This window comes from Nocardia sp. NPDC059154 (genome assembly GCF_042755705.1).
In the GTDB taxonomy this organism is placed as follows: domain Bacteria; phylum Actinomycetota; class Actinomycetes; order Mycobacteriales; family Mycobacteriaceae; genus Nocardia.
In genome coordinates this window covers 93,121-119,622 of the sequence record NZ_JBHZCS010000006.1, presented here as the reverse complement: position 1 = coordinate 119,622, position 26,502 = coordinate 93,121, and the positions used below count along the sequence as shown (strand labels likewise).

The window sequence follows — 26,502 nt, the reverse complement described above, 5'->3', positions numbered from 1 at the left end:
GCTACCCCGGTGGCCCGCACGGGGGCCCCGGGTACACAACCGGGCAGTTCCCGAACCTGGCGCTGCAGTACCCACCGCGACCGGGTGAGGAATCGCGCACGGCGTCGACCAAGATCGTCGTAGCCGGCGGTTTCGGCGCCGGCAAGACGACCTTCGTGGGCGCGGTCTCGGAGATCGTGCCGCTGCGCACCGAGGCCATGGTGACCGGCTACTCCGACGGGGTCGACGACCTCGCCGCCACGCCGGGCAAGGAAACCACCACGGTGGCCATGGATTTCGGCCGCATCATCCTGCCCGGCAACCTGGTGCTGTACCTGTTCGGCACGCCCGGGCAGCGGCGGTTCTGGTTCATGTGGGACGACCTGATCCGCGGCGCCATCGGCGCGGTGGTGCTGGTCGACACCCGCCGCATCGAGGACAGCTTCGCGGCCGTGGACTTCTTCGAGGCCAAGTCGCTGCCGTTCCTGATCGCGGTCAACCGCTTCCCGGACGCGCCGCGTTTCCCGGTCACCGAGCTTCGTGAGGCGCTCAGCGTGCGCGAGGGCGTGCCGATCGTGGACATCGACGCGCGCGACCCGGCCGAGGTGCGCCGGGCACTGGCCGCCGTCACCGAGTACGCGATCGAACGGCTGACGACCGCACAGCGCGAAACCGCGCAGCACGGTTAGCGGTTCGCGCGTCCAGGGTCGCAGCAGACGAAGACAGAGGTGTCGGGATGATCTACTTCTCCATGGGCTACTGGGTGCTGGCGCTGGCCTTGATCGTGTCGTTCGCGGGCGCGGCGTGCGGTCTGGCCTGCATTCGCCAGTCCACCAAGTCGGTGACCCAGCGGTTCCGGATCGTGTGGCTGTTCGTGGCGGCGGTGTCCATCGGCGGCGTCGGCGTCGCCATGCCGGTCTTCGTGTCGATGCTCGGCTTCGACGTGCGGGGCAGCCAGCTGCGCTACGACAACGTGTCCATCACCCTGTTCTCGGTACTGTCGGCGGCCACCGTGTTCGCGGCGCTGCTCATCAACGGCCGACGGCTGGTCTGGTGGCGGCTGCTGGTGGCGGCGGCCGTGATGGCCTTCGGTTTCGGTGACGTCCACCAGTTGCTGCTGGGCGCCATCCGGATTCAGGGCAGTGTCGATCGCAGCCTGGTGTCCTCGGTGGCGGTATACGTGATCGCCTTCGTGCTCTCGGCGCTGATGCTGTGGTTCAGCCTGTGGGTCGGCTCGGTGCCGATGGTGCTGGCCGGCGCGGTGCTGTACGCGATCCTGGTGATCGGCATGCACTACGCCGGGCTGACCGGGCTCGAGGTGCACCTGGACCCGGCCGCGGCCACTCCGCACGGCAATGTGCTGTTCAACTTCTTCGTGCCGACCTTCATCATCGGCACGCTGTCGCTGGCGATTCCGATCACGGCCATTCTGGTCGCGCCGGACCGGCGCGCGGCGCGTACCCCGATGAGGACAGCGGATCCGCAGGCGACGCACGGCACTTCGCTGCAGGCGGCCTCGCAGCAGGCCGCGGCGCAGCAGGGTCAGCGGCGGCCGGAATCGGTGCGCTGAACGTTCTTGTCGCGGCGCGACCGTTCCTTCTCGGAGCGCGTGACGCGTGAGTGGGTCCCGGGCCGGGTCGATGCCGATCGACCCGGCTCGACTCGTCTCCGGATCAGCCTGCGGCCGCGGGCGTCCCGGCGGTGGTGGGATCGAGCAGGCCGAACAGTTCACCCTGCGGCGCGGCCATGATGGCCATCCGGCCGAAGGGTCCGTCGGTGGCGGACATGAGCACGGTCGCGCCCAGCTCCACGGCCCGGGTGAGACCGGAGTCGATGCCCTCGAACTGGAACCAGGTCAGCCAGTAGGGCTGGGCGGCGGCCACGCCGTTGACGCTGTCGTCGTTGATGCCGCCGACCGACTCGGTCCCGCCGGGCGGGGTGAAGGTGGCGTAGCGCATGGCCTCGTCGTCGAATTCGGTGAAGGTGAAGCCGAAGACCTCGCCGTAGAAGGCCTTGGCGGCCGCGAAATCGCCGGTGTGCAGGTCGTTCCAGACGTAGGCGCCGTGTTCGTTGTACACCGCCGCGCCGTCGTGCGCGCGGGCCTCCCAGACCGCGAAGGGCGCGCCGGAGGCGTCGGCGGCCACGAACATGCGGCCGGACTCCATCACGTCGAAGGCCGGCACCAGCAGGCTGCCGCCCGCCGCGGTCACCTGCTCGGCGGCCTTGTCGGCGTCGGCGACCGCGAGGTACGTGGTCCACACCGACGGCACCCCGGCCTCCGGCTTGGGCCCGATGCCCGCCACCGCCTGTCCGTTGCGCAGGGCCATGAGGTATCCCCCGGCGTCCTCGCCGCCGCCTTGCATGTCCCAGCCGAAGAGCGCGGCGTAGAACTCACCGGCCTTCGCCGGATCGTCGACCTGGCAATCGACCCAGCACGGTGTACCCGGGGGCCAGGCCTCATTGCGTATCGGCATCGGTCATCACCTTTCCGCCTCTCCGCGACTTCAGCGCCCGGCTGAGAGCCGTTGACAGGCATGCATGCGGAGTGAAGTTGAGAGCCAACCCGACTCTGGACGTCCCCGGCGAGTTACCCCGATCGTACGAAATCAGTTGTCGCGTTCGCTCATAGCCGACCAGTCAACCACCGCAATCCGGCACAGTCGGCGTGTCCGCCGAATTACAGTGGGAACCATGCGTTTCGGGCTGGACTACGCCGCAGGTCGTCCCGCGCCGAGTGCCATCAGGGCGGCCGGATACGACTTCGTCATCCGCTACCTGTCCGACGGCGGGCCCACCCTGCCGGGCAAGCTCCTCACTCCCGCCGAGGCGGACGGACTGCGCGCACAGGGCATTTCCATCGTCTCCAACTGGGAGACCACCGCCGCCCGCATGCTCGACGGCTACGGCGCGGGCGTCACCGATGCGCGCGCCGCGCTGGCCCAGGTGCTGCGCTGCGGGGGCCGGGCCGACCGGCCCATCTACTTCTCCGCCGATTTCGACGCCACCCCGCAGCAGCAGGTGCCCATCGACGCCTACCTGGACGGCGCGGCGAGCGTCATCGGACGCGCGAATGTCGGGATCTACGGCGGATATTGGCCGGTGAGCCGGGCGCTGGACAGCGGGACCGCGACCTGGGCGTGGCAGACGGTGGCCTGGTCCGGCGGGAATATCGATCCGCGTATCGCCCTCTATCAGACCGGCGAGCAGGTCACGGTCGACGGCGTGCAATGCGATGTGAACCAAACCGACCGAGCCGACTTCGGCCAGTGGGATGTGGAAACGGAGGAACCCGACTTGACTCCCGAACAGGACGAGGTGTTGCGCGACATCCAGACTCAGCTGCGCGGTCCCGGTCTGCAGGGCTGGCCGCAGCTGGGCACCGATGCTCAGGGCCGCGACCGGACGGTGGTGGACGGGCTGGCGGCGGCACTCGCCCAGATCGACGAACTGCGTACCGAGATCAGCGATCTGGAGACCACGACGGCCGAGCTCAAGGACGAGGTGGCGCGGCTGTCGGGTCAGCATCGCTGGCCGTTTCCCTTCTCGCTGGTGGAGGGTCCGGCCACGGCGATCGCCGATCAGCTGGCAAAGCTCGAGCAGTTGCTGCCCGGAGTGCCGCTGCCCGGCTGGGGCACCGGCCCGAACGGCCATCCGGCCGCCGCGGGACAAGCTCCGGCGGAGCAGCAGCCGAAAGTGGTATCCGACAGTTGATTTGGCCGATTTGTCGGATTTGTTCCAGCACACGGCCGGCGACCGACCGGACCGCATGTTATTGCGGAACAGTGCGTGAACTGGCGTGAAAGCGAGCCTGAACCGGCCCTGAAGTGGCGATGAGCGGGTTCTTCTGTGATCAGAAGAACCCGCCCTCAAGGCACGAGAATACCGTCGCCAGGCCACGAGTTCACAACTTCGGGGAAACTTTTTAGCACCCACGCCACATTCGGACGACCGAGTCCGGTACGGGCAACACTCGAGCAGATGCCTGGCGGGACAGCAACTTCGGGGCTATTGTCTGGATCGTCCGATCTTCTGATCGATCAGAGCTTCGCCGGATCGATCAGGCCGCGCTCCACCGCCCGCGCGAGTCGGCGCGGCACCTGGTACACCGCTCCCCCGACCTTGACCGGAATCAGATCCGGCGGGGTCGCCTTCCACTGCGAGCGCCGGCTGTGGGTATTGGCCCGCGACATTCTGCGCTTCGGAACGGCCATGGTCAGTTCTCCTCATCCGTGATCGAATTGCGATTGCCGCGAACGCGTTTGCCGTAGCGGCGCTCGAACTTCTCCACGCGGCCCGCGGTGTCGAGCACACGCTGATTCCCGGTCCAGAACGGATGCGAATCCGAGGTCACATCGACCACCAGCAGCGGGTAGGTATTGCCGTCCTCCCACTCGATGATGCGAGTGGACACCGCGGTGGAACGGGTCAGGAAGCACTTTCCGGTGCTCACGTCCTGGAAGACCACCGGATGGTAGTCGGGGTGAATTCCCTGTTTCATCACTTCACCTTTCGTTGTTGCGAGTGGCGCCGTCCCCGGTGACGGGCGCGGATCGGGTTGTGTCACACGGCTCTTCGTGCTGATCGCCGAACGGGTCCGGCCACAGCGCGACCCGTTCGGGCGCGAAGCGCACCTGCCGCAGTTCGTCCTCGTCCACCAGCGCCCAGTGCAGCGCGTGGCGGACCTCCTCGGGATCGGCGTCGGCGACCAGGATCACCAGCGAGGTGTGGCGGTCGCCGAAGTGCTCGTGCCAGCGCAGCGAGGCCAGCGCGCGCCGCTCCGGATCCACCTCGTCCAGTTCCCCGGATGCCATGGCCGCCAGCCACTTTCCCGCGCCGCCGACCCGCAGCCCGCCGCCCGCCGACTCCAGCCACACCACCTCGTCCGGCTGGGTGGCCAGCCACACCCGGCCCCGGGCGCTCACCACGCCGTCCAGCAGCACGTCGATGGCCGAGTGCAGCCGATCGGGGTGAAAGGGGCGGTCGGTGGCGAATTCCACCAGTGCCACACCGCAATCCGGCTCCAGCGGCGGACCGCCGGCCAGCAGCGGGGCGTGCGGATCGAACGGTACGCCGCGGCGCGCGTCCGTGGGTACCCGGCGCAGCAGCCAGGTCAGGTCATCCACGCCGAGCCCGGGCGGCCCGGCCACCCAGGCGACGGGGGCGCGCGGGGCCAGCCGGGCCAGCACGACGGCGGTGCGCTCGCGGTCCAGCGGATCGGCGTCGCCGTCGAAAACCACCAGGGCATCGGCGAATTCGACCTGGCCGACGGCCAGCTGCGCCACCGTGCGCTCGTCCTCCGCGGTGGCGTGGCCGCGTTCGGACAGCGTCTCGTCGCCGGTGGCGTCGGCCAGCCAGTCGCGGGCGTCGACACAGGTGAGGACGGTGTCGATGCGCACGCTGCGCCCGGCCGGGCCGTCGACCCGGCCGACCACGCCGGTCACCGTCACGTCGGCGATGGCCTGGCACACCGCCTCCGCCTCGAAGGCCGGGTCCAGCGCGAGCACGATGCGCCGCACCGAATCCCGCTCGGCCAGCAGGCACAGGTAGGGCAGCAGGTCGGCGCGCAGGGTGCAGGAGACGCAGCCGTGCGCGAGTTCCAACACGGTCGTGGTCTCCCGGCCGTCGATGCGGACGATGCGCCGCACCACGCCCTGGCGTAGCTCGCTCAGGTCGTGCCGGACCACGACCGTTCCGGGCTTCCCGCCCAGCAGGCGGGCGGCCTGCTCGACACCCTCGGCGGCGCGTCCGGGGAGTCCCGCGAGGACGAGCACTGGCTTGCGTTGGGACGGCACCGGTCCCCCTTTCGACAATGATTTTCAATTACCGAGGACCGAGGGTACCGTGGAATAGATTCTTTGTCGAAAACGATTGTCATGTACATCTACCACCGGAAGGGAGTGCCCATGTCGGCCATCTGCCAGGTCACCGGCCGCAAGCCGGGCTTCGGCAAGTCCGTTTCGCACTCGCACAAGCGGACCAACCGGCGCTGGGACCCCAATATCCAGCGCAAGACCTACTACCTGCCCAGCGAGGACCGGCGCATCACGCTGACCGTCTCCACCAAGGGCATCAAGACCATCGACCGCGACGGCATCGAGGCAGTGGTAGCCCGGCTGCGCGCCCGCGGCGAGAAGATCTGAAAGGGAGAACAATGGCATCGAAATCGACCGACATCCGGCCCGTCGTCAAGCTGAAGTCCACGGCCGGGACCGGCTACACCTACGTCACCCGCAAGAACCGGCGCAACGATCCCGACCGGATGATCCTGAAGAAGTACGACCCGGTCGCCCGCAGGCACGTCGACTTCCGCGAGGACCGGTGACGTGGCCAAGAAATCGAAGATCGCCAAGAACGAAGCACGCAAACTCGTCGTGGCACGGTGGGCGCAGCGGCGCGCGGAATTGAAGGAGATCATCCGCAAACCGGCGAGCAGCGACAGCGAACGGGCGGCCGCGCAGGCCGCCCTGCAGCAGCTGCCGCGGGATGCCAGTCCGGTACGATTGCGCAATCGGGACGCCGCGGACGGACGCCCGCGTGGTCATCTCCGCAAGTTCGGTCTCTCGCGCGTGCGCGTTCGCGCGATGGCCCATCGAGGAGAGCTGCCCGGTGTGCACAAATCGAGCTGGTAAGCATCCACGATTCGTGAGTGAGGAACCGCTGACATGGCAGTGAAGCGAGCACCGTCGAAGAAGGTCCGTGCCGAGCAGGCCCGTCGCCCGAAGAAGAATCCCCTGATCGCCGCCGGCATCGAGACCGTCGACTACAAGGATGTGAACCTGCTCCGCACGTTCATTTCCGACCGCGGCAAGATCCGCAGCCGCCGCGTGACGGGGCTGACCCCGCAGCAGCAGCGCCAGGTCGCCGTGGCCGTCAAGAACGCCCGCGAGATGGCTCTGCTGCCCTTCACGAGCCGATAGCTCGCCACATCCCCGGACGAAAACCCAAGAGTTGAAACAACTCTCGGACTCCCAGGGGCTTCGCCCCTGAAACCCCAACTACAACAGGAAAGCCCCGCGCCGCCTCGGTCGGGGCTTTCCTGTTTGTCAGCGCGGGATCCCCACCCACCCAAATACGATGCCCCCGAGTGCATTAGCACTCGGGGGCATCATTTCTCGTAAACGTCGGCAGGGCCGCGCCTTACGGGATGGTCAGCACCTGGCCGGGCTGGATGAGGTCGGGGTTGTCGATGCCGCTGGCGTTGGCGATCTCCTGGTAGCGGTTGCCGTCGCCGTAGAAGCGCTCGGCGATGGCCCACAGGGTGTCACCCGGCTCGACGGTGTAGGTCTGGGCGGCGGGCGGCGGCGGGGGCACGTCCTCGACGACCGCGGCGGCCTGGGCCTGGACCGGCTCCGGTGCGGGGAGCGGGTTGTCGGTGTTGGTGCCCGACGACCAGACGGCGCCTTCGGAGCCGTACAGCACCACATTGCGGTCGGGCTGGACGACCAGACGGTCCACGTTCTTGCCATTGGTCTCGGTGGACCAGGCGGCGCCGTCCTCCTTGTAGAGAACGAAGTTGCCATCGTCTTGCAGGGTGGCCCGGACGACGCCCTGGCCGTTGGTGCCGGTGGCCCACACGACATTGCCGCTCGGTTCGGACAGCACCAGGTTGCCATCATCTTGCAGAGTCAGGGTGTAGGCACCGCTTTGCAGCGCCTCTCCACGACCGAGTTCTTCGCCGACCTTCAACGAGTCGCCCACGGTGCGTCCTTTCGGGAGGGGGTGATCATGAGATAAGCCGATGGCGCGGAACTGCATTCGCACATCTGTCACGACACTACCGATCCCGCGCCGGTCACCGCACGGTTACGCGCCGGTTCTGCGAAGATTTCGGCGTGTCTTCGCCAGAAATTCGCCAGGGGGCCGAATCCGGCGCGTGCGCCTGCCGTGCGGTCGCGGACACTAGGGTGTCAGCCATGTACGGGACACGGGGACGCCGCCTGATCGCTGCCGCCGCAGCCACGCTGATCGGGCTCACCATTACTGCGTGCGGAAGCACGGAAAGCACTGGCGACCAATCGAAGACCAATGCCGCCGCGACCAGCACCAAGACCACGCCGACCGAGGCGCCCAGCGGGCAGATCGGACGGGCTTTCACGGCGGATCCGAGTATCGTGAGCCCACACGGCATTTCGTTCGACAGCTGGACCCGGGTCGCACCCGACCGGATCGCGGTCAACTTCCAGATCGGCTCCCCCGAGTGCTACGGCGTGAACGCCACCGTCACCGAAACCTCCTCGACCGTCACCGTCGACCTGAAGTCCGGCACCCTGCCCGACGCGGTCGGCAAGATGTGCACCATGATCGCCGTCTTCGGCACCCTCGAAATCCAGCTGAAGTCCCCGCTGGGTGATCGAAAAGTCCTCAGCGCCAACTAGTTCCCGGCACCGCGGCGGAGGCGGTCCGCGCACGCGACAGGGGCCCGGATCGATGGACGATCCGGGCCCCTGCCCCGATGTTGTTGTCCCGCTGCACGACTCGCGTCAGCGGGGGCTCACGCTCAGTGCGCGAAGTGCCGGGAACCGGTCAGGTACAAGGTCACTCCGGCCTCACGGCACAGCTCGATGGTGTCCTTGTCACGGATCGAACCGCCCGGGTGCACGATGGCGCGCACGCCGGCGGCCACCAGGATCTGCGGGCCGTCCGAGAACGGGAAGAACGCGTCCGAGGCCGCCACCGAACCCTTGGCGCGGTCACCGGCCCGCTCCACCGCCAGCTTGCAGGAATCGACCCGGTTGACCTGACCCATGCCGACACCGACGGCCGCGCCGTCATCGGCCAGCAGGATGGCGTTGGACTTCACGGCACGGCACGCGCGCCAGGCGAATTCGAGATCGCGCAGGGTGGACTCGTCGGCAGCCTCACCCGCGGCCAGCGTCCAGTTGGCGGCACTGTCGCCCGCGGCGTCGAGGATGTCGCGCTCCTGCAGCAGCACACCGCCACTGACGGGACGCAGCTCCGCACCCTTGCGGCGGGCCGGCTCGGCCACCAGCACGCGCACGTTCTTCTTGCGCTGCAACACCTCGACCGCACCATTGGCGTAGGACGGGGCCACGATGACCTCGGTGAAGATGTCGGCGACCTGCTCGGCCATCTCCACGGAGACCTCGCGGTTGGCCGCGATCACGCCGCCGTACGCGGAGACCGGGTCGGTGGCGTGCGCCTTGCGGTGCGCCTCGGCGATGTCCGCGCCGACCGCGATACCGCACGGGTTCGCGTGCTTGATGACCGCCACGGCCGGCTCGTCGAAGTCGTAGGCGGCGCGCCAGGCGGCGTCCGCGTCGGTGTAGTTGTTGTACGACATCTCCTTGCCGTGCAACTGCTGCGCCTGCGCCAGCCCGACCGGGCCACCCTGGTTGGTGTACAGCGCGGCCGCCTGATGCGGGTTCTCGCCGTAGCGCAGCACGTCCGCGCGCTGCCAGGTGCCGCCGATCCACTCCGGGAACTGCTGCGCGTCTTCGGGTTCCGGAGCGACGGCCGGGACCGCCACACTGGTCATCCAGCTGGCGACGGCCACATCGTAGGTGGCGGTGTGCTGGAAAGCCTTGGCCGCCAACGCGGTCCGCTCGGCCAGGGTGAAACCGCCCTGCTGCACGGCGGCGATCACATCGGCGTAGTCACCGGTGTTCACCACGACCGCGACCGACGGGTGGTTCTTGGCGGCGGCGCGCACCATGGACGGCCCGCCGATGTCGATCTGCTCGACGCACTCGTCGACGCTCGCGCCGGACGCGACCGTCTGGGTGAACGGGTACAGGTTCACCACGACGAGCTGGAAGGCCTCGACACCCAGCTCGACGAGCTGGTCGACGTGCTCCTCCTTGCGGGTGTCGGCCAGGATGCCGGCGTGCACCCGCGGGTGCAGCGTCTTGACCCGGCCGTCCAGGGTCTCCGGGAAACCGGTCAGGTCTTCGACCTTGGTGACCGGAATGCCGGCGTCGGCGATCTTGCCGGCGGTCGAGCCGGTCGACACCAGCTCCACGCCCGCACGGTGCAGACCGGTGGCCAGTTCGATCAGACCGGTCTTGTCGTAGACGCTTACGAGGGCCCGCTTGATCGGCTTGCGTTCACTCACCGGAGAACTCGCTCATCTGGGATAACTGCCTTTCGTCCATCGGAGACAATGCCTCGGGTAGCGACAGCGGCGACGACCTCCGCCAGCAGCCGGCGCTCCACGACCTTGATGCGCTCGTGCAGGGTGTCCTCGTCGTCATCGGGCAGCACCGTGACCGCCTCCTGCGCCAGGATCGGCCCGGTGTCGACACCCGTGTCGACCAGATGCACGGTGGAACCGGTCACCCGCACGCCGTAGGCGAGCGCGTCCCGCACCCCATGCGCGCCCGGGAAGGCGGGCAACAGCGCGGGATGGGTATTGATGATGCGACCGCCGAAACGGTCCATGAAAGCGGGGCCGAGAATCTTCATGAAGCCCGCGGACACCACCAGATCGGGTTCGAAGGCGGCGACCACCTCGGTGAGCGCGACATCCCATGCGGCGCGGTCCGGGAAATCGCGCAGCGCGACCTTGAACGACGAGACATCGAAGGCCTCGGCGTGCTCGGTGGCGGCGCAATCGCGATCCACCCCGACGGCGACCACGGTGGCCGGATAACCCGGCTGCTGCGTCGCTTCCAGCAGCGAACGCAACAGGGATCCGGTGCCGGAAGCCAGCACCACGACGCTCGCGGGCGCGGTCGGCGGCAGCTGCGGGGCGGGCGTGGACGTCAGCGCACTACTCCCTGTCGATCGGAGCGGGATGGGGACGGCGGAAACGAACCCGCCGCCTCAAGCCTAACGACCGTCCACTTGCTACTTGTCCGGCAGGTCTCCCTCTACCACTTCCGCGTCGACGATGTCGGTGTTGTCGGTGGATTTCACAGCGGAATCGGCGGCGCGCTCGTCCTGGTCGTCGACCAGTTCGGCGTCGAGGGCGCCGTCGAGATCCTGCTCCTCGTACCAGCGGCTCTCGTCGTCGTGGCCGGCGCCGGGCCGGGCGTCAGCGGCGGCCTCGTCGTCGAAATCCTCGTCGTAGTCGTCGTACTCGTCATCGTCGTAGTCGTCGTCCGCGTACTCGGCGTCGTCGTCCGCGTAGTAGTAGTCGTCCTCGTACTCGTACTCGTCGTCATAGGCATCGTCGAAGGCCGCGGGGGCCACCACGGCCGGGCCGCCGAAGAACCGGGCACCCAGCATGCCCACGTATCCGGCGACGGCCAGCCAGACGAACACCAGCGCCGCGCCCACCGCGTTCGGCGCGATCCGGCCGAAGGTGCCCAGCTCGCCCCCGGCCACCACGCCCAGCAGCGCCACCACGACGGCCGCCACCCCGGCGGCGGTCAGCGTCGCCCAGGGCGCGGTCGCCCGATCATGCGATGTGCGACCACAGTCCAGGCCCGACAGCACCCCGATCGCCGCGGGTGCCAGGAGCAGCACCAGCCACCACACCGCCACCGGACCCGACGGCACCGCGGCCGCCACCGGCACCGCGGGCACCGGCGCGCCCTGAATCGCGAACAGGCTCAACGATCCCGGGCCGATCTGTACCTGCCCGCCGGCCAGCACGCTCACCGCGTCGACCGCGACATTCGGCAGGTAGGCCAGCGACAGCAGCGTCAAACCCAGTGCGCCGACCGCGTTTCCGGCCGCATGGTAGGTCTCGCCGAGGCGGGACCAGTGCAGCAGGAACGACACCACGGTCACCGCGGTCGCCGCCAGCAGCAGGCGGCCCACCGCCCGCAGCCCCGCCCGGAAACCGGGAACCACCCAGTCCGGCAAGGGAATCGGCAGCAGATCGGCGAAGTCGCGCCAGCGCCGCGCACCGATGCCCACGAGCGCCGCCAGCAGATTCAGCCCGAGCACCCAGGCGAAGGCGGCCAGGGTGTCCGGCGGCTGCAGCGACACCACCGCCGCCGCGTCCTCGGCCACCGCGAGGCACACCGCGGTGATCAGCAGCGGGCCGCCCACCGCGGCGCCCAGCACCCAGCCCAGCTCGGCGGTCTCGCACTCGGGCCCGGCCGCCTGCGCGCTGTCCCGCGCCACCAGCCACAGCATCAGCAGGGTCGGCAGCAGCGGCCACAGCCCGATCCCGGTCTTGCCGATCACCAGCGGAACCTGGTGCACCGCAAGCCAGCTCGCGGCGATCGCGCCCGACGAACCGCTCATCCCGCTGCCCGCCGCGAACAGGGTGGCGTACACCAGCACGAAGATCACCAGCAGCGTGATGGCCGAGGCGCGCGCGGCGACCAGCATCAGCACCCGGGCGCGTTCCGGGGTCAGCGATCCGAAACCCCCGCCGCCCCCGCCGCGCCGCCGGACCGGGGGCCGCGGCGGCTCCCGGAGATCGGGGTCGCTCAGGCGAGCCAGGGCAGTTCTGGGGGCATTCATGGACATCCAGCGTGGCAGCATCTCGGAAACCGTGGGGTCAGGCGCGCCGGAACGACCGGCGCGCTGGCAAAAGAGAACGGCCCCCGGTGGCATACCGGAGGCCGCTCCTGACGGGAGGCGAAACTACTTGTCGTCCTGGCCCGGCCGGAAGGCCCGGGTGGCGTCCGCCGACGGATCCGCCGCCTGCTCGCCGCCGAAGGGCTGCGCCGGGCGCTGCGGCTGAGCGCCGAAATGCTGGGTCGCGTCCGCACTCCCGGCCGGCTGCTGCGGCGCGCCGTACGGCGACTGCTGGCCGTAACCGGGCTGGGCGGGCTGCTGGCCGTAGGACGGCGGCTGCTGACCGTAGGTCGGCTGGGAACCGGTGCCGTAGCCCGCGGGCTGCTGACCGTAACCGGCCGGCTGACCGTAGGACTGCTGCTGCGGCTGCTGACCGTACCCCGCCGGCTGACCGAACGACGGCTGCTGACCGTAGCCGGGCTGCTGACCGAACGCCTGCTGCTGGTACTGCGGCCCGGTGGAGCTGAACGGCTGCTGCGGCTGCTGACCGTAACCACCCTGCGGCGCAGCCGGTTTCGGCTCCGGCACCTTGACGATGCCGAGCTCGAACAGCAGTGCCAGCACGGCCACCACGGCCTGCACGAACGACAGGAACAGGATCACCCAGCCGCCCCACTTCAGCGTCACACTGTCGCCGAGGTCGAAGGAGCCGAACAGGATGCCCAGGAACGCGCCGAACGAGGCGGCCGCCACGATGCCGGTGTTGCCGCTCTGCTTGGGCAGCAGCGACAGGCCGGCCAGCAGACCCGCGATCAGCAGGATCGTCACCAGCGCCGCGGAACCGGTGCTCTCGAACAGGCTGAAGCTGGTGTCACCGCCGACCCGGGTGTTGCCGATCTCGACGGCCTTGGTGCCGATATAGGGCGCGAAGCCGAGCAGGAAGTTGATGACGCCGAGCGCGGCCACGCCCACGGCGAGGAAGAACGGCAGGCCCTTGCCCGCAGCGGGCGACGTGCCCGACCCGGCAGCAGGAGCGCCCGTGGGCTGCGAGCCGTAGCCGGGTACGGAGGAGGGCGTCGGCTGGGGCGCGTTGTATCCCGAGCCCCCGGTCGGGTATGACATGTCGTCGTCTCCTATCGAGTCGTTCACGAACCTCCACCGACGCTACTGCACTCGACGGCAGCGGGCACCATCTACCACCAGCCGTGGCCCGACCGCAATACCCGAATCGGCGCAGTACACGACCGCCCTACCCGGCCCGTCGCACCCGCAAACCCCACCCCGGCCAGGTTCGTCACAGTCCCGCGAATCACGAAGGCCGCCTGTCGAATTCGACAGGCGGCCTTCGTATTCAGCCAATCAGATCTCGCCCTGTGCCCCGCTTCCGCCAGGAAGCGGGGCACGAGAACTCATCAAGCGCTGATGCTGGCCTTCTCGAGGATCTCGCGCGCCAGGGCGGCGGTCTCGGACGGGGTCTTGCCGACCTTCACGCCCGCGGCCTCGAGGGCGTCCTTCTTGGCCTGGGCGGTACCGGCGGAGCCGGAGACGATGGCGCCGGCGTGGCCCATGGTCTTACCCTCCGGCGCGGTGAAGCCCGCGACATAGCCGACGACCGGCTTGCTGACGTTGGCCTGGATGTAGGCCGCGGCCCGCTCCTCGGCGTCGCCGCCGATCTCGCCGATCATGACGATGAGCTTGGTCTCCGGGTCCTTCTCGAACGCCTCGATGGCGTCGATGTGGGTGGTGCCGATGACCGGGTCGCCGCCGATGCCGATGGCGGTGGAGAAACCGAAGTCCCGCAGCTCGTACATCATCTGGTAGGTCAGGGTGCCGGACTTGGAGACCAGGCCGATCGGGCCCTTGCCGGTGATGTTGGCCGGGGTGATGCCGACCAGCGACTCACCCGGGGTGATGATGCCGGGGCAGTTCGGGCCGATGATGCGGGTCTTGTTGCCCTTGTCCACGTTGTAGGCCCACGCGAAGGCGGTGTCCTGCACCGGGATGCCCTCGGTGATGACCACGAGCAGCGGGATCTCCGCGTCGATGGCCTCGATGATGGCGTCCTTCGAGAAGGCCGGGGGAACGAACGCGATGGAGGTGTCCGCGCCGGTCTTCTCCATGGCCTCGGCGACGGTCGCGAAGACCGGCAGCTCGACCTCGTTGCCCTGGGCGTCGACGTGCTTGACGGTGGTGCCCGCCTTGCGCGCGTTGACACCGCCGACCACGTTGGTGCCCGCCTTCAGCATCAGGGCGGTGTGCTTGGTGCCCTCGCCGCCGGTGATGCCCTGGACGATGACCTTGTTGTCCTTGTTCAGGAAGATAGACATGTTGGTTCGTGTCCTTACTTGGCCGCAGCCAGCTCGGCGGCCTTGTCGGCGCCTTCGTCCATGGTCTGAGCGAGGGTCACCAGGGGGTGGTTGGCGTCGACGAGGATCTTGCGACCCTCCTCGACCTTGTTGCCGTCGAGGCGGACGACCAGCGGCTTGTTGGCCTCGGCGCCCAGGATCTCCAGGGCCTGCACGATGCCGTTCGCGACCGCGTCACAGGCGGTGATGCCACCGAAGACGTTCACGAACACCGACTTGACCTGCTCGTCGTTGAGGATGACGTCCAGGCCCGCGGCCATGACGGCGGCCGAAGCGCCGCCGCCGATGTCGAGGAAGTTGGCGGGCTTGACGCCGCCGTGGTTCTCACCGGCGTAGGCGACGACGTCCAGGGTCGACATGACCAGGCCGGCGCCGTTGCCGATGATGCCGACCTCGCCGTCGAGCTTCACGTAGTTGAGGTCGTTCTGCTTGGCCTTGAGCTCGAGCGGGTCGGTGGCGTCGATGTCCGCGAACTCGGCGTGGTCGGGGTGGCGGAACTCGGCGTTCTCGTCCAGGGTCACCTTGCCGTCGAGGGCGAGGATCTCGTCGTTGGGGGTACGCACCAGCGGGTTGACCTCGACCAGGGTCGCGTCCTCCTTGATGAACACCTCCCACAGCTTCTGGATGGTCACCGCGGCGGCGTCGAGGATGTCGGCGGGCAGGTGGCCCTGCTCGGCGATGGAACGGGCGAAGGCCAGGTCCACGCCCTTGACGGCGTCGACCGGCACCTTGGCCAGGCGGTCCGGCTTGGTGGCGGCCACCTCCTCGATCTCCATGCCGCCCTCGACCGAGCACATGGCCAGGTAGGTGCGGTTGGAGCGATCGAGCAGGAAGGAGATGTAGTACTCCGAGGCGATGTCCTTGGCCTCGGCAACCAGGATCTTCTTGGTGATGTGGCCCTTGATGTCCAGGCCCAGGATGTTGTTCGCGTGGGTGAAGGCGTCGTCGGGGGTGGCGGCGTACTTCACGCCACCGGCCTTGCCGCGGCCACCGACTTTGACCTGCGACTTGATCATCACCGGCTTGCCGATTTCTTCCGCGATCGCACGGGCGTCCTCGGCCGAGTCCGTGACGCGGCCCTCCGACGAAGGCACTCCGTGCTTCACGAAGAGTTCCTTCGCCTGATATTCGAAGAGATCCATGTACTCACCGTCTCGTCTGCGTTGTTGTGACAACGTCTTGGTTGGCGGCCCGTCGTCGGAGGCGGGTTGGCTCGGACTCTAATCAGTCACATGGAGCGGAAATCAGCCGCATACAGCCTAAGTGGCGCAGGTCACGGTACTGTCTCCGCGGTCCTAAAAGCCCTCGTCAATGCTACTCATCGGTAGCTTGTTGACCCCGCGCCAGGTGGGACACACGAATCCCGGACAGTGCTACTGGCTACGACGTTGTGTCGTTGAAAAACCTCACCCGGTTACCCGAAGCACAGTGAGCGCATTCCCGCTGGGAACGTGATCAATATCACAGCAGCGTGTCGAACCAAGTCCATCGCTTGCTGAGCCGCAATCGTTTCGTTACCGTCGTTGCGGTCGATGTCACAACCCGGTCACGGACAGGAGGACGGCAGGCTTGACGCAGCACAGCGCTCCCAAGGAAATGAGCCGCTCCGCAGGCGACTTGTCGGCCCCGCAGCACTCTCCGGACCGGCGCAAATGAGCGACGGCCCCTTCCCCTCGCAGCCCCGCGCCAGCCGCGGACACCGCTATCGCGAGGACGCAGAGAATTACGGCGGCGCGACCACCTTCGATGCCCCCGCCCCGACGCACAGCGGGGTCGCCCACGGCGACTGGGATGCCACCCAGGCCTGGAACGGCGACACGCAGTGGGATTCCGGCTCCGAGTGGAATTCCGATGCGGACTGGAACGGCGGTCAGCAGTGGGGTGAGTCCCCGCAGTGGGACGAATCCGCCGACTGGCAGCCCGAACCGAGCTGGGACTACAACGCCCAGACCACCGTGAACGGCTGGGCCGCACCGAATCCGAGTGATTGGGCCCCGCAGTCGCGGACCAACTGGGATCCGACCGCGGACCCGACCCCCTCCGACGAGTACAGGCCGGTCTACACGTTCAAGACCGCGTCCGGCGAGAAGCTCCAGTTCTCCGGCGACGGCGCCCGCCTGAATCGCAGTGCGCGGGAAGCCGATGCCGAGCACGACGCCGACTACGACGACGAGCCGCGCCCGACCCGCTCCGGCGGCAAGCGCCGCTCCGGCGGCACCCACCGCCTACCCGCCCCGCCCACCGCGCTCAAGGGCCGCGCCGCGGTCGTCGCGGTCGCCGCCGGTGCGGTCGTGGCCGCGGGCCAGGCCACCATCGAGTCCACGGGCCATGACAACAGCAATGTCGACTACCAGGCCGCCAACCAGGTCAAGGAGGTCGCTGCGACCTCGGTGGTCGGCGACGGCGCCCCCGGATCGCCCCAGGTGGTGAGCCCGAACGCGCCCGCGAGCCTGGACCAGTTCAACGACATTCTGGCCAAGGGCAAGCAGTTCGCCGCCGACATGGCCAACCAGGAGGCGTCGAAGAACCGGCCGCTGTGGACGAAGTTCGCCGCCGGCACCTTCACCTCCGGCTTCGGCATCCGCTGGGGCGTCGCCCACCAGGGCGTGGACATCGCCGCCCCGATCGGCACCCCGATCTACGCGGTGGCCGACGCCACCGTGCTCGAGGCCGGTCCCGCTTCCGGTTTCGGCATGTGGGTCCGGCTGCTCCACGACGACGGCACCGTCACCATCTACGGCCACATCGACACCGCGACCGTCTCGCAGGGCCAGCGCGTGCTGGCGGGCGACCAGATCGCGACCGTCGGTAACCGCGGCTTCTCGACCGGCCCGCACTGCCACTTCGAGGTCTGGCTGAACGGCGTCGACAAGATCGACCCGCTGCCCTGGCTGGCCTCGCGCGGCATCTCGCTCGGCCCCGAACGGGACTGACCCGCAACCGAACCCGATCCGAAAGGCGCGCCCGGCAGGGCGCGCCTTTCGGCGTTCCGGGCGGCTCCCGGCGGAATCGGGCTGACCGCAGACCGGATCGAACCCGTCATGCGGACCGTGCAGATCGCCGACGACGCGGAGGCGGCGGGCGGACCGGCCCCATCGCGCGGTCTTGACGGCCCCGGAGCGGGTCCGGCCGCTGCGCGCCGAGGTCACGGTCGGGATGATTGGATCCCGTTGCGGTACGGGCGATTCTGGACGCCGGCGGGGCATCGTCCGCCACGCCGGGTCAAACCGGGTGGCGGCGACGGATCGATACCCTCGACCGGCTCTGCTCGGGCCGCGCCGACGAGTGACGCCCGATCAGCGCGGTCCGGGCCCGATCAGCTGCGGTTGGAGCGGTACCAGCGGATCAGCGCGTCGGTGGACGAATCCGGTTGCGGCGCGGGCTCTTCCGCCGCGGTCAGCAGCGGCTCCAGGGCTAGCGCCTGCTGCTTGCCCAGTTCCACGCCCCACTGGTCGAAGCTGTCGATGCCCCAGATCGCGCCCTCGGTGAACACCTGGTGCTCGTAGAGGGCGATCAGCTGGCCCAGCACCGACGGGGTCAGCTGCGGCGCCAGGATGGCCGTGGAGGGCCGGTTACCGGGCATCACCTTGTGCGGCACCAGGTTCGGGGCGGTGCCCTCGGCCGCGATCTCCTCGGCGGTCTTGCCGAAGGCCAGCACCTTGGTCTGGGCGAAGAGGTTGCTCATCAGGATGTCGTGCATGCTGCCCGAGCCGTCCATGGTGGGCAGATCGCTGACAGGACGGGCGAATCCGATGAAGTCGGCGGGCACCAGCCGGGTGCCCTGGTGCAGCAGCTGGTAGAAGGCGTGCTGGCCGTTGGTGCCGGGCTCGCCCCAGAAGATCTCGCCCGTGGAGGTGGTGACCGGGGTGCCGTCGGCGTGCACGGACTTGCCGTTGGACTCCATGGTCAGCTGCTGCAGATAGGCCGGGAAACGGGCCAGGTCGTTGGAGTACGGCAGCACCGCGCGGGACTGCGCGCCGAAGAAGTTCGAGTACCAGACGCCCAGCAGCCCGAGCAGGATCGGGCCGTTCTCCGCCAGCGGCGCATTCGCGAAATGCTCGTCCACGGCATGCATTCCGGCCAGGAACTCGGCGAAGCGCTCCTTGCCGATGACCGCCATGACCGACAGGCCGATGGCCGAGTCCACCGAGTAGCGGCCGCCGACCCAGTCCCAGAAGCCGAACATGTTGGCGGTGTCGATACCGAAGTCCGCCACCCGCTGCGCGTGGGTGGACACCGCGACGAAATGCTTTGCGACAGCGTCCTCGCCGAGCGCGGCCACCAGCCAGCGGCGGGCCGCGGTGGCATTGGTGAGCGTCTCCAGGGTGGAGAAGGTCTTGGAGGCGACGATGAACAGCGTGGTGGCCGGGTTCAGGCCGTCCAGCTTCGCCACCAGATCCGACGGATCGACATTCGAGACGAACCGCGCCGAGATGCCCGCGTCCGCGTAGTGCCGCAGGCCCAGCGTCACCATGGCCGGGCCCAGATCCGAGCCGCCGATGCCGATGTTCACCACGGTGGCGATGCGCTCGCCGGTGGCGCCGCGCCACTGCCCGGAGCGCACCTGGTCGGTGAATTCGCCCATGCGCCGCAGCACTTCGTGCACGTCGATCTCGACGTCCTGGCCGTCCACCGTGAGCGGCTCGCCGACGGGCCGGCGCAACCACACGTGCCCGACCGAGCGGTCCTCGGAGGTGTTGATGCGCTCGCCCGCGAACATGGCGTCGCGGCGCTGCTCGACCCCGGCGGTCTGCGCCAATTCGGCCAGCAGATCCAGGGTTTCGCGTGTCACCCGATGCTTGGAGTAGTCGATGTGCAGGTCGGCGACCTGCACGGTCAGCTCACGACCACGCTCGGGATCCTCGGCGAAGAACTCACGCAGATGCCGCCCGGCGAGAGAGGCGTGGTGATCGTGCAGTTTCCGCCAGACCGCCGATGCGGTGATGTCGCTGCTCACGATCGCCGAGGTTACAACCTTCACCTTGCGACGCGCAGGTAACAAGAGGTCGTTCGCGGGATTCTCCCAGCGCAGAGCGATTTTCGGCCGGCCGCGGGGGTGCGGATTCCACGGACTCCGGCGGCTCGGACGCACACGCGCCTAGGCTCGTCTCATGGTGACCGAAAGCGCCCTACTCTCGTCCATTCCCACGCGACTTTGGATCGGCGGACCGGTGGATGCCACCGGTGGCGCGACCTTCCCGGTGCACAATCCGGCGACGGGTGAGGTCATCGCCCAGGTCGCCGACGCGACATCCGAGGACGCGATGCGCGCCCTCGACGCGGCCACGGCCGTGCAGGCCGAATGGGCCGCCACCCCGGCCCGGCAGCGCGGGGAGATCCTGCGCGCGGTGTTCGAGGCGATCACGGCGCGGGCCGAGGAGTTCGCCCTCCTCATGACCCTCGAAATGGGTAAGGCCCTGCCGGAGAGCCGCAATGAGGTCCGCTACGGCGCGGAGTTCTTCCGCTGGTTCAGCGAGGAGGCCGTCCGCATCCACGGCCGCTACCAGCCCGCCCCGGCCGGGACCGGGCGAATCCTGGTGCACAAGCAGCCCGTCGGCCCGTGCCTGGCCATCACGCCCTGGAACTTCCCGCTGGCCATGGGCACCCGCAAGATCGGCCCGGCGCTGGCGGCGGGCTGCACCATGATCGTGAAGCCCGCGGGTGAGACCCCGTTGACCATGCTGCTGCTGGCCCAGCTCTGCAGCGAGGCCGGCCTGCCCGACGGCGTGCTGTCGGTCATCACCACCTCGCACTCGGGTGCGGTCACCGCGCCGCTGCTGAACGACCCGCGGCTGCGCAAGCTGACCTTCACCGGTTCCACCCCGGTCGGCAAGAAGCTGGTCGAGCAGTCCGCGCACGGCCTGCTGCGCACCTCGATGGAGCTCGGCGGCAATGCCCCGTTCGTGGTCTTCGACGATGCCGACGTGGATGCCGCCGTGCAGGGCGCGCTGCTGGCCAAACTGCGCAACGGCGGTGAGGCGTGCACCGCGGCCAACCGCTTCCACGTTCAGAATTCGGTTCGCCAGGAATTCACCGACAAGCTGGTGGCGGCCATGGCGGAGTACCGGCTCGGCAATGGCGTGGACCCGGACACCACGCTGGGCCCGCTCGTCAACGAGAACCAGCTCGACACCGTGAGCGAGCTGGTCGACGACGCGGTGTCGGCGGGCGCGCAGGTGAAGCTGGGCGGCAAGGCCCCCGGCGGCCCGGGCTGGTTCTATCCGGCCACGGTGCTCACCGATATCCCGGCGCAGGCCCGCATCCTGCGCGAGGAGGTGTTCGGCCCGGTCGCCCCGATCGTCGGCTTCGACACCGAGGAGCAGGGTCTGGCCGCGGCCAACAACACCGAATTCGGCCTGGTCGCATACGTGTACACGCGCAGTCTGGACCGGGCGCTGCGGGTGGCCGAGGGCCTGGAGAGCGGCATGGTCGGGGTCAATCGGGGCGTCATCTCCGACCCGGCCGCGCCCTTCGGCGGCGTGAAGGAATCCGGTTTCGGCCGGGAGGGCGGCTTCGAGGGCATCGAGGAATACCTCGACACCAAGTACATCGCCCTGCCCTAGACAGGAAAGAACCGCCCCGGGGTCGAGACACCCGGGGCGGCCTTGGGGAGGCTGCATCCGTGGCACGCATGCAGCGCGGTCTGTGTGGGGCCGCACTTCGCGACGCACCGCATGTTGTATCGAGCATGCGGTGCCCGGCGTTAACGGGCCGTGCCGAAGGCGGCAGGTCCGAGGGTTTCGGGGGCGCGGCCGGCCTCCGAGGGCCTTACGAGAGTTGTCAGTGTCCGAGGCGGCCGCGGCCCAGGCGCAGCAGCAACATCGCCAGGGTGTGACCCTCCTGGCCCAGCTCGCTGAATCGCTCGAGCACCTTCATCTCGCGGGAGTGGACGAGCTTGGGCCCGCCGTTCGCCATACGCGTTCGCCCGATCATGCGCGAGACCTCGGTGCGGCGCTTGATAGCGGCGAGGATTTCGGCGTCCAGCTTGTCGATTTCCAAGCGCAGCTTGTCGATCTCAGCCTCGGAGGGCAGGGCGGAGTCCGAGTCGGTGGCAGACTCGGAATGTCCCGTCGTCGAGATGCTCATTCTTCAACTCCTCGTGGTCCAGAACGTCGATCGGCGGGTGGACCCAACCTGTTACCGATCGGTTCTTCACCAAGAATCAGACCTGTTGGCCATACATTGTCCCCCTGGGACTGCACCACATTGTCCCCCCGGGATCGGGCTCAGGTGCAATGCGTCGCCTTGGAGCCGGTCATGCGACGAGTGTGCCATGCATAGGGACCTATGCAAAACAGGTACGTTTGTGAATCTCCTGAGTTTCCCGACCGGGCGCGGTTCACCGGATGTTCGCCGGACCGGCACTTATCGGACACCTGCGCGGTCCGCCCCGCCGCCTGTCGGTGCGCGCCGGTAGCGTGGATGGGCGATGAATACGACGGTGGCACAGGACGAGCAGAAGACCGAGCGGTTGCTCGAGGGATTGAATCCGCAACAGCGCGCCGCGGTGATGCACACCGGCACCCCGCTGCTGATCGTGGCCGGGGCCGGGTCCGGAAAGACCGCTGTCCTCACCCGTCGCATCGCCTATCTGCTCGACGCTCGCGGGGTGCGGCCCGGCGAGGTGCTGGCCATCACCTTCACCAACAAGGCCGCCGCCGAGATGCGCGAACGGGTGGCCGGGCTGGTCGGCCCGCGCGCGGCCGGCATGTGGGTGTCCACCTTCCACTCCAGCTGCGTGCGCATCCTGCGTACCCAGGCGTCGCTGCTGGCGGGGCTGAACTCCAACTTCTCCATCTACGACGCGGACGATTCCCGGCGGCTGCTGGGCATGATCATTCGCGACTTCGAGATCGACGCGAAGAAGTATTCGCCGCGCCTGCTGGCCACCGCCATCTCGAATCTCAAGAACGAGCTCATCGACCCGCCACAGGCCGCGGCCGACGCCGAGACCGAGGACAGCGAGCTGCCGCGCATCGTGGCCCGGGTCTACGACGAGTACCAGCGGCGGCTGCGCGCGGCCAATGCCCTCGACTTCGACGATCTGATCGGTGAGACGGTGTCGCTGCTGCAGCGGCATCCGCAGGTGGCCGAGTACTACCGGCGGCGCTTCCGGCACGTGCTGGTCGACGAGTACCAGGACACCAACCACGCGCAGTACGTGCTGGTGCGTGAACTGGTGGGCCACCATCGGGACGGGCGGGGCGACGATGCCGCTGCCGAGGATCGGGTGCCGCCCTCGGAGCTGTGCGTGGTGGGTGACGCGGACCAGTCCATCTATGCCTTCCGCGGCGCCACCATCCGCAATATCGAGGAGTTCGAGCGCGACTTCCCGGATGCGGAAACCATTCTGCTGGAACAGAACTACCGCTCCACCCAGTACATTCTGACCGCCGCCAACGCGGTGATCGCCCGCAACGAGGGCCGGCGCGAGAAGAAGCTGTGGACCGATCAGGGCGACGGCGATCTGATCGTCGGCTATGTGGCCGACAACGAGCACGACGAGGCCTCGTTCGTGGCCCGCGAGATCGACCGGCTGGTGGACCAGGGCGACGCCAACTACGCGGATGTGGCGGTCTTCTACCGCACCAACAACAATTCGCGGGCGCTGGAGGAGATCTTCATCCGCATGGGACTGCCCTACAAGGTGGTCGGCGGGGTGCGCTTCTACGAGCGCAAGGAGGTTCGCGACATCGTGGCCTACCTGCGCGTCCTGGAGAACCCGGATGACGCGGTGAGCCTGCGGCGGGTGCTCAACACCCCGCGCCGCGGCATCGGCGACCGTGCGGAGGCCTGCGTGGCCGTGCACGCCGAGCAGCGGAATATCGGCTTCGCGCAGGCGCTCCGGGACGCGGCCGCGGGCAAGGTGGCTCTGCTCAACAGCCGCTCGCAGCGGGCCATCGCCGGCTTCCTGGAGCTGCTGGAGGAGATCCGGGCGGCGGGCGCGCAGGCCGACATGGACTTCCCGGATGTGGGTTCGGTGGTGGAGGCGGTACTGGACCGCACCGGCTATCGCGCCGAGCTGGAGGCCTCCGACGATCCGCAGGACGGCGCGCGCCTGGACAACCTCAACGAACTGGTCAGCGTCGCACGCGAATTCAGTTCCGAGGCGCGCAACAATGTGGAGGCCGCGCGGGCCGAGGGCATGCTGCCCGAGCAGGCCGAGGGCGAACCGGAACCGGGTTCGCTGGCGGCGTTCCTGGAGCGGGTCTCGCTGGTGGCCGACGCGGACCAGATTCCCGAAGAGGGTTCCGGCGTGGTCACGTTGATGACCCTGCACACCGCCAAGGGCCTGGAGTTCCCAGTCGTGTTCGTGACCGGCTGGGAGGACGGCCAGTTCCCGCACATGCGCGCCCTGGGCGATCCGACGGAGCTGCAGGAGGAGCGTCGGCTGGCGTATGTGGGCATCACGCGCGCCCGCAAGCGCCTGTATCTGACCCGCGCCGTGGTCCGTTCGGGTTGGGGGCAGCCGGTCTCCAATCCGGAATCCCGCTTCCTGCAGGAGATTCCGGGCCATCTGATGGATTGGCGGCGGCTGGAGCCGGCCCCGTCGCAGACCTCGCGCGGTTTCCGCCGGCGCGGCGAAGACGAAGGGCTGGAACGGGATTGGACCCGCGGTGACGGCTGGTCGGAGCCGCGCCCCGGTCTGCGCGATCGCGGCGAGCGACGGCCCGCGCCGGCCGCCGCGGGGGTCAAGCGCAACAACACCGGTCTGGTGCTGGCCGTCGGCGACCGGGTCAACGACGACAAGTACGGCCTGGGCCGGGTGATCGCCGCCGAGGGCTTCGGCTCGCTGGCGACGGTCACCATCGACTTCGGCACGGCCGGCAAGATCCGGCTGATCCCGCAGTACAGCCGGACCCTGACCAAACTCTGATCAGCTGGTGTGGCCGCTGAGGACGTCGTAGGCGCGCACGGCGTCCTCGGGAAAGACCAGGATCCGGAAGCGGTCCTTGATATTTCGCCAGCGATGGATGCGCGCCCGGCCCATGGTGGCGCGTACCCCGTGGGAGTGCAGCAGCTGCTGGACGGCGCGCGCGGACTGCATGTCGTAGACGGTGGCGGCGGGCACCAGCAGCCCGTATTCCTCGTCGTCGGTGCGTGTCCGGAGTTTCATCCTCGACTCCCGTTGTCCTGCTTGGCTTTCAGCATGGTGAGCTGTGCGTACTCGTCATCATGATGCCGGGCGGCGAGGAGCGCGCGCTCCTCGGGTGGGTCGGCGGTGAGGAACCCGCCGGGTCCGGGTTTGCCCGCGGAGCCGAGCTTGCTCATCTTCTTCGGGACAGCCGCGCCCTGGTACTCCAGGGGAATCGGATGACCGTGCCGGTCCACTGGCCCGAGCGACTGGTGCACCTCGATGTACTCTCCGTGCGGCAGCCGTTTGATGATGCCGGTCTCGATGCCGTGCTCGAGCACCGCCCGATCGCTGCGTTGCAGGCCCAGGCAGAACCGGTAGGCCACGGCGTAGGCCAGCGGCGGCAGGGTCAGCAGCGCGATCCGGAAGAACCAGGTGGTCGCGTTGAGGGAGACGTCGAACTTCAGCGCGATGATGTCGTTCACGCAGGCGAAGGTGAGCACCAGGTAGAAGGCGATGGCCATGGCTCCGATCGCGGTGCGCACCGGCACATCTCGCGGCCGCTGCAGCAGATTGTGGTGCGCGGTGTCCTTGGTCAGCCGCTTCTCGATCCACGGGTACAGCGGGATCACCGCCAGCACGATGCCCATCACCACCGCCACCCAGAAGGGCGCGGGAATGGTGTAGCGGCCCAGGTAGATCTCCCAGGGCGGCATGAGCCGGGCCAGGCCGTCGGTCCACATCATGTAGAAGTCGGGCTGGGATCCGGCCGACACCTGGGCGGGGTTGTAGGGCCCCAGATTCCAGATCGGGTTGATCTGGAAGAGCCCGCCCATGAGCGCGACGGTGGCCAGGGTGAAGGCGAAGAACGCGCCCTGGTCCAGGGAGAACACCGGAACGATGCGCGCGCCCACCACATTTCGCTCGGTGCGGGCGGGCCCGGGGAACTGGGTGTGCTTCTGGTACCAGACGAGTGCGATGTGAGCGCCGATGAGCGCCAGCATGATTCCCGGGAACAGCAGCACGTGGGTGATGTAGAGCCGCGGGATCAGGACGGTGCCGGGGAATTCCCCGCCGAAGAGGAAGAAGTGGAGCCAGGTGCCCACCACCGGGACCGCCATGGTGATGCCGCCCAGCGGTGACCGCAGGCCGGTGCCGGAGAGCAGGTCGTCGGGCAGCGAGTAGCCGAAGTAGCCCTCGAACATGGCCAGGATCAGCAGGACCGCGCCGATCACCCAGGTGGCCTCGCGGGGTTTGCGGAAGGCGCCGGTGAAGAACACCCGGAACATGTGGATGATGATCGACGCCGCGAACAGCAGGGCGGCCCAGTGGTGGACCTGCCGCACGAACAGCCCGCCGCGCACGTCGAAGGAGATGTCCAGGACGCTGCGGTAGGCGGCCGACATCTGGACGCCGCGCAGCGGCTGGTAGCTGCCGTTGTAGGTCACCTCGGTCATGGACGGCTCGAAGTAGAGCGTCAGGTAGATCCCGGACAGCAGCAGGATGATGAAGCTGTAGAGCGCGATCTCCCCGAGCAGGAACGACCAGTGGGTCGGGAAGACCTTGTTGATGGAGCGTTTCAGGCCCGCGGCCAGGTGATACCGCTGGTCGGCGGCATCGGCGCGGTTCGCGGTGGCGTTCATGAACATGAGACGCCGGAGCGGGCCGAAACGTGACACCTGGATCGAGGGGTTGTCCTGGATCACA

The 26,502-nt window shown here is 68.6% G+C and carries 26 protein-coding genes; 11 read left to right on the top strand and 15 right to left on the bottom strand.

Annotation, left to right across the window (positions count from 1 at the left end; translation table 11 throughout):
- Nucleotides 1-56 precede the first annotated feature (56 nt).
- Nucleotides 57-668: an ATP/GTP-binding protein gene (locus ACFXN1_RS07900; RefSeq protein WP_379397732.1), complete on the top strand. Its 612-nt coding sequence runs from the start codon at nucleotides 57-59 to the stop codon at nucleotides 666-668.
- Between the two features lie 47 nt (nucleotides 669-715).
- Nucleotides 716-1,549, top strand: a complete 834-nt coding sequence (locus ACFXN1_RS07895) for a hypothetical protein (RefSeq protein WP_379442261.1) — start codon at nucleotides 716-718, stop codon at nucleotides 1,547-1,549.
- Nucleotides 1,550-1,652: 103 nt separating this feature from the next.
- Here ACFXN1_RS07895 and ACFXN1_RS07890 read toward each other — a convergent pair whose 3' ends face one another.
- A complete protein-coding gene (locus ACFXN1_RS07890) occupies nucleotides 1,653-2,453 on the bottom strand; it encodes a VOC family protein (RefSeq protein ID WP_379397335.1) in 801 nt (266 codons plus the stop codon).
- A gap of 217 nt (nucleotides 2,454-2,670) precedes the next feature.
- Between ACFXN1_RS07890 and ACFXN1_RS07885 the strand changes: the two genes are divergently transcribed.
- Nucleotides 2,671-3,690 (top strand): DUF1906 domain-containing protein, encoded by a 1,020-nt coding sequence (locus tag ACFXN1_RS07885; RefSeq protein WP_379387312.1) that lies wholly within the window; start codon nucleotides 2,671-2,673, stop codon nucleotides 3,688-3,690.
- A 326-nt stretch (nucleotides 3,691-4,016) separates the two neighbouring features.
- On the opposite strand, the gene rpmF is transcribed toward ACFXN1_RS07885, so the two are convergent.
- The 3 genes from rpmF to mrf are packed head-to-tail and all read right to left on the bottom strand — an operon-like array spanning nucleotide 4,017 to nucleotide 5,771.
- Nucleotides 4,017-4,190, bottom strand: coding sequence for a 50S ribosomal protein L32 (gene rpmF / locus ACFXN1_RS07880; protein ID WP_379397333.1), 174 nt, complete (start codon nucleotides 4,188-4,190; stop codon nucleotides 4,017-4,019).
- A 2-nt stretch (nucleotides 4,191-4,192) separates the two neighbouring features.
- A complete protein-coding gene (locus ACFXN1_RS07875; RefSeq protein WP_379442262.1) occupies nucleotides 4,193-4,477 on the bottom strand; it encodes a type B 50S ribosomal protein L31 in 285 nt (94 codons plus the stop codon).
- A 4-nt stretch (nucleotides 4,478-4,481) separates the two neighbouring features.
- A complete protein-coding gene (mrf, locus tag ACFXN1_RS07870) occupies nucleotides 4,482-5,771 on the bottom strand; it encodes a ribosome hibernation factor-recruiting GTPase MRF (RefSeq protein ID WP_379442263.1) in 1,290 nt (429 codons plus the stop codon).
- Nucleotides 5,772-5,882: 111 nt separating this feature from the next.
- Between mrf and rpmB the strand changes: the two genes are divergently transcribed.
- The 4 genes from rpmB to rpsR are packed head-to-tail and all read left to right on the top strand — an operon-like array spanning nucleotide 5,883 to nucleotide 6,896.
- Nucleotides 5,883-6,119 (top strand): 50S ribosomal protein L28, encoded by a 237-nt coding sequence (gene rpmB / locus ACFXN1_RS07865; RefSeq protein ID WP_354836567.1) that lies wholly within the window; start codon nucleotides 5,883-5,885, stop codon nucleotides 6,117-6,119.
- 11 nt (nucleotides 6,120-6,130) lie between these two features.
- A complete protein-coding gene (gene rpmG / locus ACFXN1_RS07860) occupies nucleotides 6,131-6,301 on the top strand; it encodes a 50S ribosomal protein L33 (protein WP_354836290.1) in 171 nt (56 codons plus the stop codon).
- A gap of 1 nt (nucleotide 6,302) precedes the next feature.
- A complete protein-coding gene (gene rpsN, locus ACFXN1_RS07855; RefSeq protein WP_379397327.1) occupies nucleotides 6,303-6,608 on the top strand; it encodes a 30S ribosomal protein S14 in 306 nt (101 codons plus the stop codon).
- Nucleotides 6,609-6,641: 33 nt separating this feature from the next.
- A complete protein-coding gene (rpsR, locus tag ACFXN1_RS07850) occupies nucleotides 6,642-6,896 on the top strand; it encodes a 30S ribosomal protein S18 (RefSeq protein WP_011211513.1) in 255 nt (84 codons plus the stop codon).
- A gap of 220 nt (nucleotides 6,897-7,116) precedes the next feature.
- Here the strand turns inward: rpsR and ACFXN1_RS07845 are convergent, their stop codons facing one another.
- Nucleotides 7,117-7,677 (bottom strand): LysM peptidoglycan-binding domain-containing protein, encoded by a 561-nt coding sequence (locus ACFXN1_RS07845; RefSeq protein WP_379442265.1) that lies wholly within the window; start codon nucleotides 7,675-7,677, stop codon nucleotides 7,117-7,119.
- Between the two features lie 215 nt (nucleotides 7,678-7,892).
- Here ACFXN1_RS07845 and ACFXN1_RS07840 point away from each other — a divergent pair, with 215 nt between their 5' ends.
- A complete protein-coding gene (locus ACFXN1_RS07840) occupies nucleotides 7,893-8,354 on the top strand; it encodes a hypothetical protein (RefSeq protein WP_379442266.1) in 462 nt (153 codons plus the stop codon).
- Nucleotides 8,355-8,476: 122 nt separating this feature from the next.
- On the opposite strand, the gene purH is transcribed toward ACFXN1_RS07840, so the two are convergent.
- From purH to sucC, 6 genes are all read right to left on the bottom strand, one after another.
- A complete protein-coding gene (gene purH / locus ACFXN1_RS07835; protein ID WP_379442268.1) occupies nucleotides 8,477-10,051 on the bottom strand; it encodes a bifunctional phosphoribosylaminoimidazolecarboxamide formyltransferase/IMP cyclohydrolase in 1,575 nt (524 codons plus the stop codon).
- Nucleotides 10,048-10,680 carry a phosphoribosylglycinamide formyltransferase gene (gene purN, locus ACFXN1_RS07830; protein WP_379397730.1) on the bottom strand — a complete coding sequence of 211 codons (633 nt, stop codon included), beginning with the start codon at nucleotides 10,678-10,680 and terminating at the stop codon, nucleotides 10,048-10,050. Before purN ends, purH begins: the two co-directional genes overlap by 4 nt.
- A gap of 105 nt (nucleotides 10,681-10,785) precedes the next feature.
- A complete protein-coding gene (locus tag ACFXN1_RS07825) occupies nucleotides 10,786-12,357 on the bottom strand; it encodes a DUF6350 family protein (RefSeq protein ID WP_379463524.1) in 1,572 nt (523 codons plus the stop codon).
- 123 nt (nucleotides 12,358-12,480) lie between these two features.
- Entirely contained in the window at nucleotides 12,481-13,476 is a 996-nt protein-coding gene (locus ACFXN1_RS07820) for a DUF5336 domain-containing protein (RefSeq protein ID WP_379446764.1), read from the bottom strand.
- Nucleotides 13,477-13,766: 290 nt separating this feature from the next.
- Nucleotides 13,767-14,681: a succinate--CoA ligase subunit alpha gene (gene sucD, locus ACFXN1_RS07815; protein ID WP_379437806.1), complete on the bottom strand. Its 915-nt coding sequence runs from the start codon at nucleotides 14,679-14,681 to the stop codon at nucleotides 13,767-13,769.
- Nucleotides 14,682-14,695: 14 nt separating this feature from the next.
- On the bottom strand, nucleotides 14,696-15,862 hold the full coding sequence (sucC, locus tag ACFXN1_RS07810) for an ADP-forming succinate--CoA ligase subunit beta (protein ID WP_379387302.1): 1,167 nt from the start codon (nucleotides 15,860-15,862) through the stop codon (nucleotides 14,696-14,698).
- Between the two features lie 813 nt (nucleotides 15,863-16,675).
- Between sucC and ACFXN1_RS07805 the strand changes: the two genes are divergently transcribed.
- Complete coding sequence (locus tag ACFXN1_RS07805) at nucleotides 16,676-17,653, top strand: M23 family metallopeptidase (RefSeq protein WP_379437866.1); 978 nt, start codon at nucleotides 16,676-16,678, stop codon at nucleotides 17,651-17,653.
- A 383-nt stretch (nucleotides 17,654-18,036) separates the two neighbouring features.
- Here the strand turns inward: ACFXN1_RS07805 and pgi are convergent, their stop codons facing one another.
- A complete protein-coding gene (gene pgi, locus ACFXN1_RS07800) occupies nucleotides 18,037-19,677 on the bottom strand; it encodes a glucose-6-phosphate isomerase (protein ID WP_379437808.1) in 1,641 nt (546 codons plus the stop codon).
- Nucleotides 19,678-19,831: 154 nt separating this feature from the next.
- Between pgi and ACFXN1_RS07795 the strand changes: the two genes are divergently transcribed.
- Nucleotides 19,832-21,283, top strand: coding sequence for an NAD-dependent succinate-semialdehyde dehydrogenase (locus tag ACFXN1_RS07795; protein WP_379437809.1), 1,452 nt, complete (start codon nucleotides 19,832-19,834; stop codon nucleotides 21,281-21,283).
- 217 nt (nucleotides 21,284-21,500) lie between these two features.
- Here ACFXN1_RS07795 and ACFXN1_RS07790 read toward each other — a convergent pair whose 3' ends face one another.
- Nucleotides 21,501-21,806 carry a chorismate mutase gene (locus ACFXN1_RS07790; protein WP_379437811.1) on the bottom strand — a complete coding sequence of 102 codons (306 nt, stop codon included), beginning with the start codon at nucleotides 21,804-21,806 and terminating at the stop codon, nucleotides 21,501-21,503.
- A 343-nt stretch (nucleotides 21,807-22,149) separates the two neighbouring features.
- Between ACFXN1_RS07790 and pcrA the strand changes: the two genes are divergently transcribed.
- Nucleotides 22,150-24,597, top strand: a complete 2,448-nt coding sequence (gene pcrA / locus ACFXN1_RS07785; protein ID WP_379437813.1) for a DNA helicase PcrA — start codon at nucleotides 22,150-22,152, stop codon at nucleotides 24,595-24,597.
- Here the strand turns inward: pcrA and ACFXN1_RS07780 are convergent, their stop codons facing one another.
- Both ACFXN1_RS07780 and ACFXN1_RS07775 read right to left on the bottom strand, forming a co-directional pair.
- A complete protein-coding gene (locus ACFXN1_RS07780; RefSeq protein ID WP_379437814.1) occupies nucleotides 24,598-24,837 on the bottom strand; it encodes a hypothetical protein in 240 nt (79 codons plus the stop codon).
- Entirely contained in the window at nucleotides 24,834-26,438 is a 1,605-nt protein-coding gene (locus tag ACFXN1_RS07775) for a cytochrome bc complex cytochrome b subunit (RefSeq protein ID WP_379437868.1), read from the bottom strand. Before ACFXN1_RS07775 ends, ACFXN1_RS07780 begins: the two co-directional genes overlap by 4 nt.
- Nucleotides 26,439-26,502: the final 64 nt, after the last annotated feature.

Coding starts and splice junctions, on each gene's coding strand:
- ACFXN1_RS07895 (WP_379442261.1), top strand. CDS start 716: ATGATCTACTTCTCCATGGGCTACTGGGTGCTGGCGCTGGCCTTGATC.
- ACFXN1_RS07890 (WP_379397335.1), bottom strand. CDS start 2,453: ATGCCGATACGCAATGAGGCCTGGCCCCCGGGTACACCGTGCTGGGTC.
- ACFXN1_RS07885 (WP_379387312.1), top strand. CDS start 2,671: ATGCGTTTCGGGCTGGACTACGCCGCAGGTCGTCCCGCGCCGAGTGCC.
- rpmF (WP_379397333.1), bottom strand. CDS start 4,190: ATGGCCGTTCCGAAGCGCAGAATGTCGCGGGCCAATACCCACAGCCGG.
- ACFXN1_RS07875 (WP_379442262.1), bottom strand. CDS start 4,477: ATGAAACAGGGAATTCACCCCGACTACCATCCGGTGGTCTTCCAGGAC.
- rpmB (WP_354836567.1), top strand. CDS start 5,883: ATGTCGGCCATCTGCCAGGTCACCGGCCGCAAGCCGGGCTTCGGCAAG.
- rpmG (WP_354836290.1), top strand. CDS start 6,131: ATGGCATCGAAATCGACCGACATCCGGCCCGTCGTCAAGCTGAAGTCC.
- rpsR (WP_011211513.1), top strand. CDS start 6,642: ATGGCAGTGAAGCGAGCACCGTCGAAGAAGGTCCGTGCCGAGCAGGCC.
- ACFXN1_RS07840 (WP_379442266.1), top strand. CDS start 7,893: ATGTACGGGACACGGGGACGCCGCCTGATCGCTGCCGCCGCAGCCACG.
- ACFXN1_RS07825 (WP_379463524.1), bottom strand. CDS start 12,357: ATGAATGCCCCCAGAACTGCCCTGGCTCGCCTGAGCGACCCCGATCTC.
- ACFXN1_RS07820 (WP_379446764.1), bottom strand. CDS start 13,476: ATGTCATACCCGACCGGGGGCTCGGGATACAACGCGCCCCAGCCGACG.
- sucD (WP_379437806.1), bottom strand. CDS start 14,681: ATGTCTATCTTCCTGAACAAGGACAACAAGGTCATCGTCCAGGGCATC.
- sucC (WP_379387302.1), bottom strand. CDS start 15,862: ATGGATCTCTTCGAATATCAGGCGAAGGAACTCTTCGTGAAGCACGGA.
- ACFXN1_RS07795 (WP_379437809.1), top strand. CDS start 19,832: ATGGTGACCGAAAGCGCCCTACTCTCGTCCATTCCCACGCGACTTTGG.
- ACFXN1_RS07790 (WP_379437811.1), bottom strand. CDS start 21,806: ATGAGCATCTCGACGACGGGACATTCCGAGTCTGCCACCGACTCGGAC.
- pcrA (WP_379437813.1), top strand. CDS start 22,150: ATGAATACGACGGTGGCACAGGACGAGCAGAAGACCGAGCGGTTGCTC.
- ACFXN1_RS07780 (WP_379437814.1), bottom strand. CDS start 24,837: ATGAAACTCCGGACACGCACCGACGACGAGGAATACGGGCTGCTGGTG.
- ACFXN1_RS07775 (WP_379437868.1), bottom strand. CDS start 26,438: ATGAACGCCACCGCGAACCGCGCCGATGCCGCCGACCAGCGGTATCAC.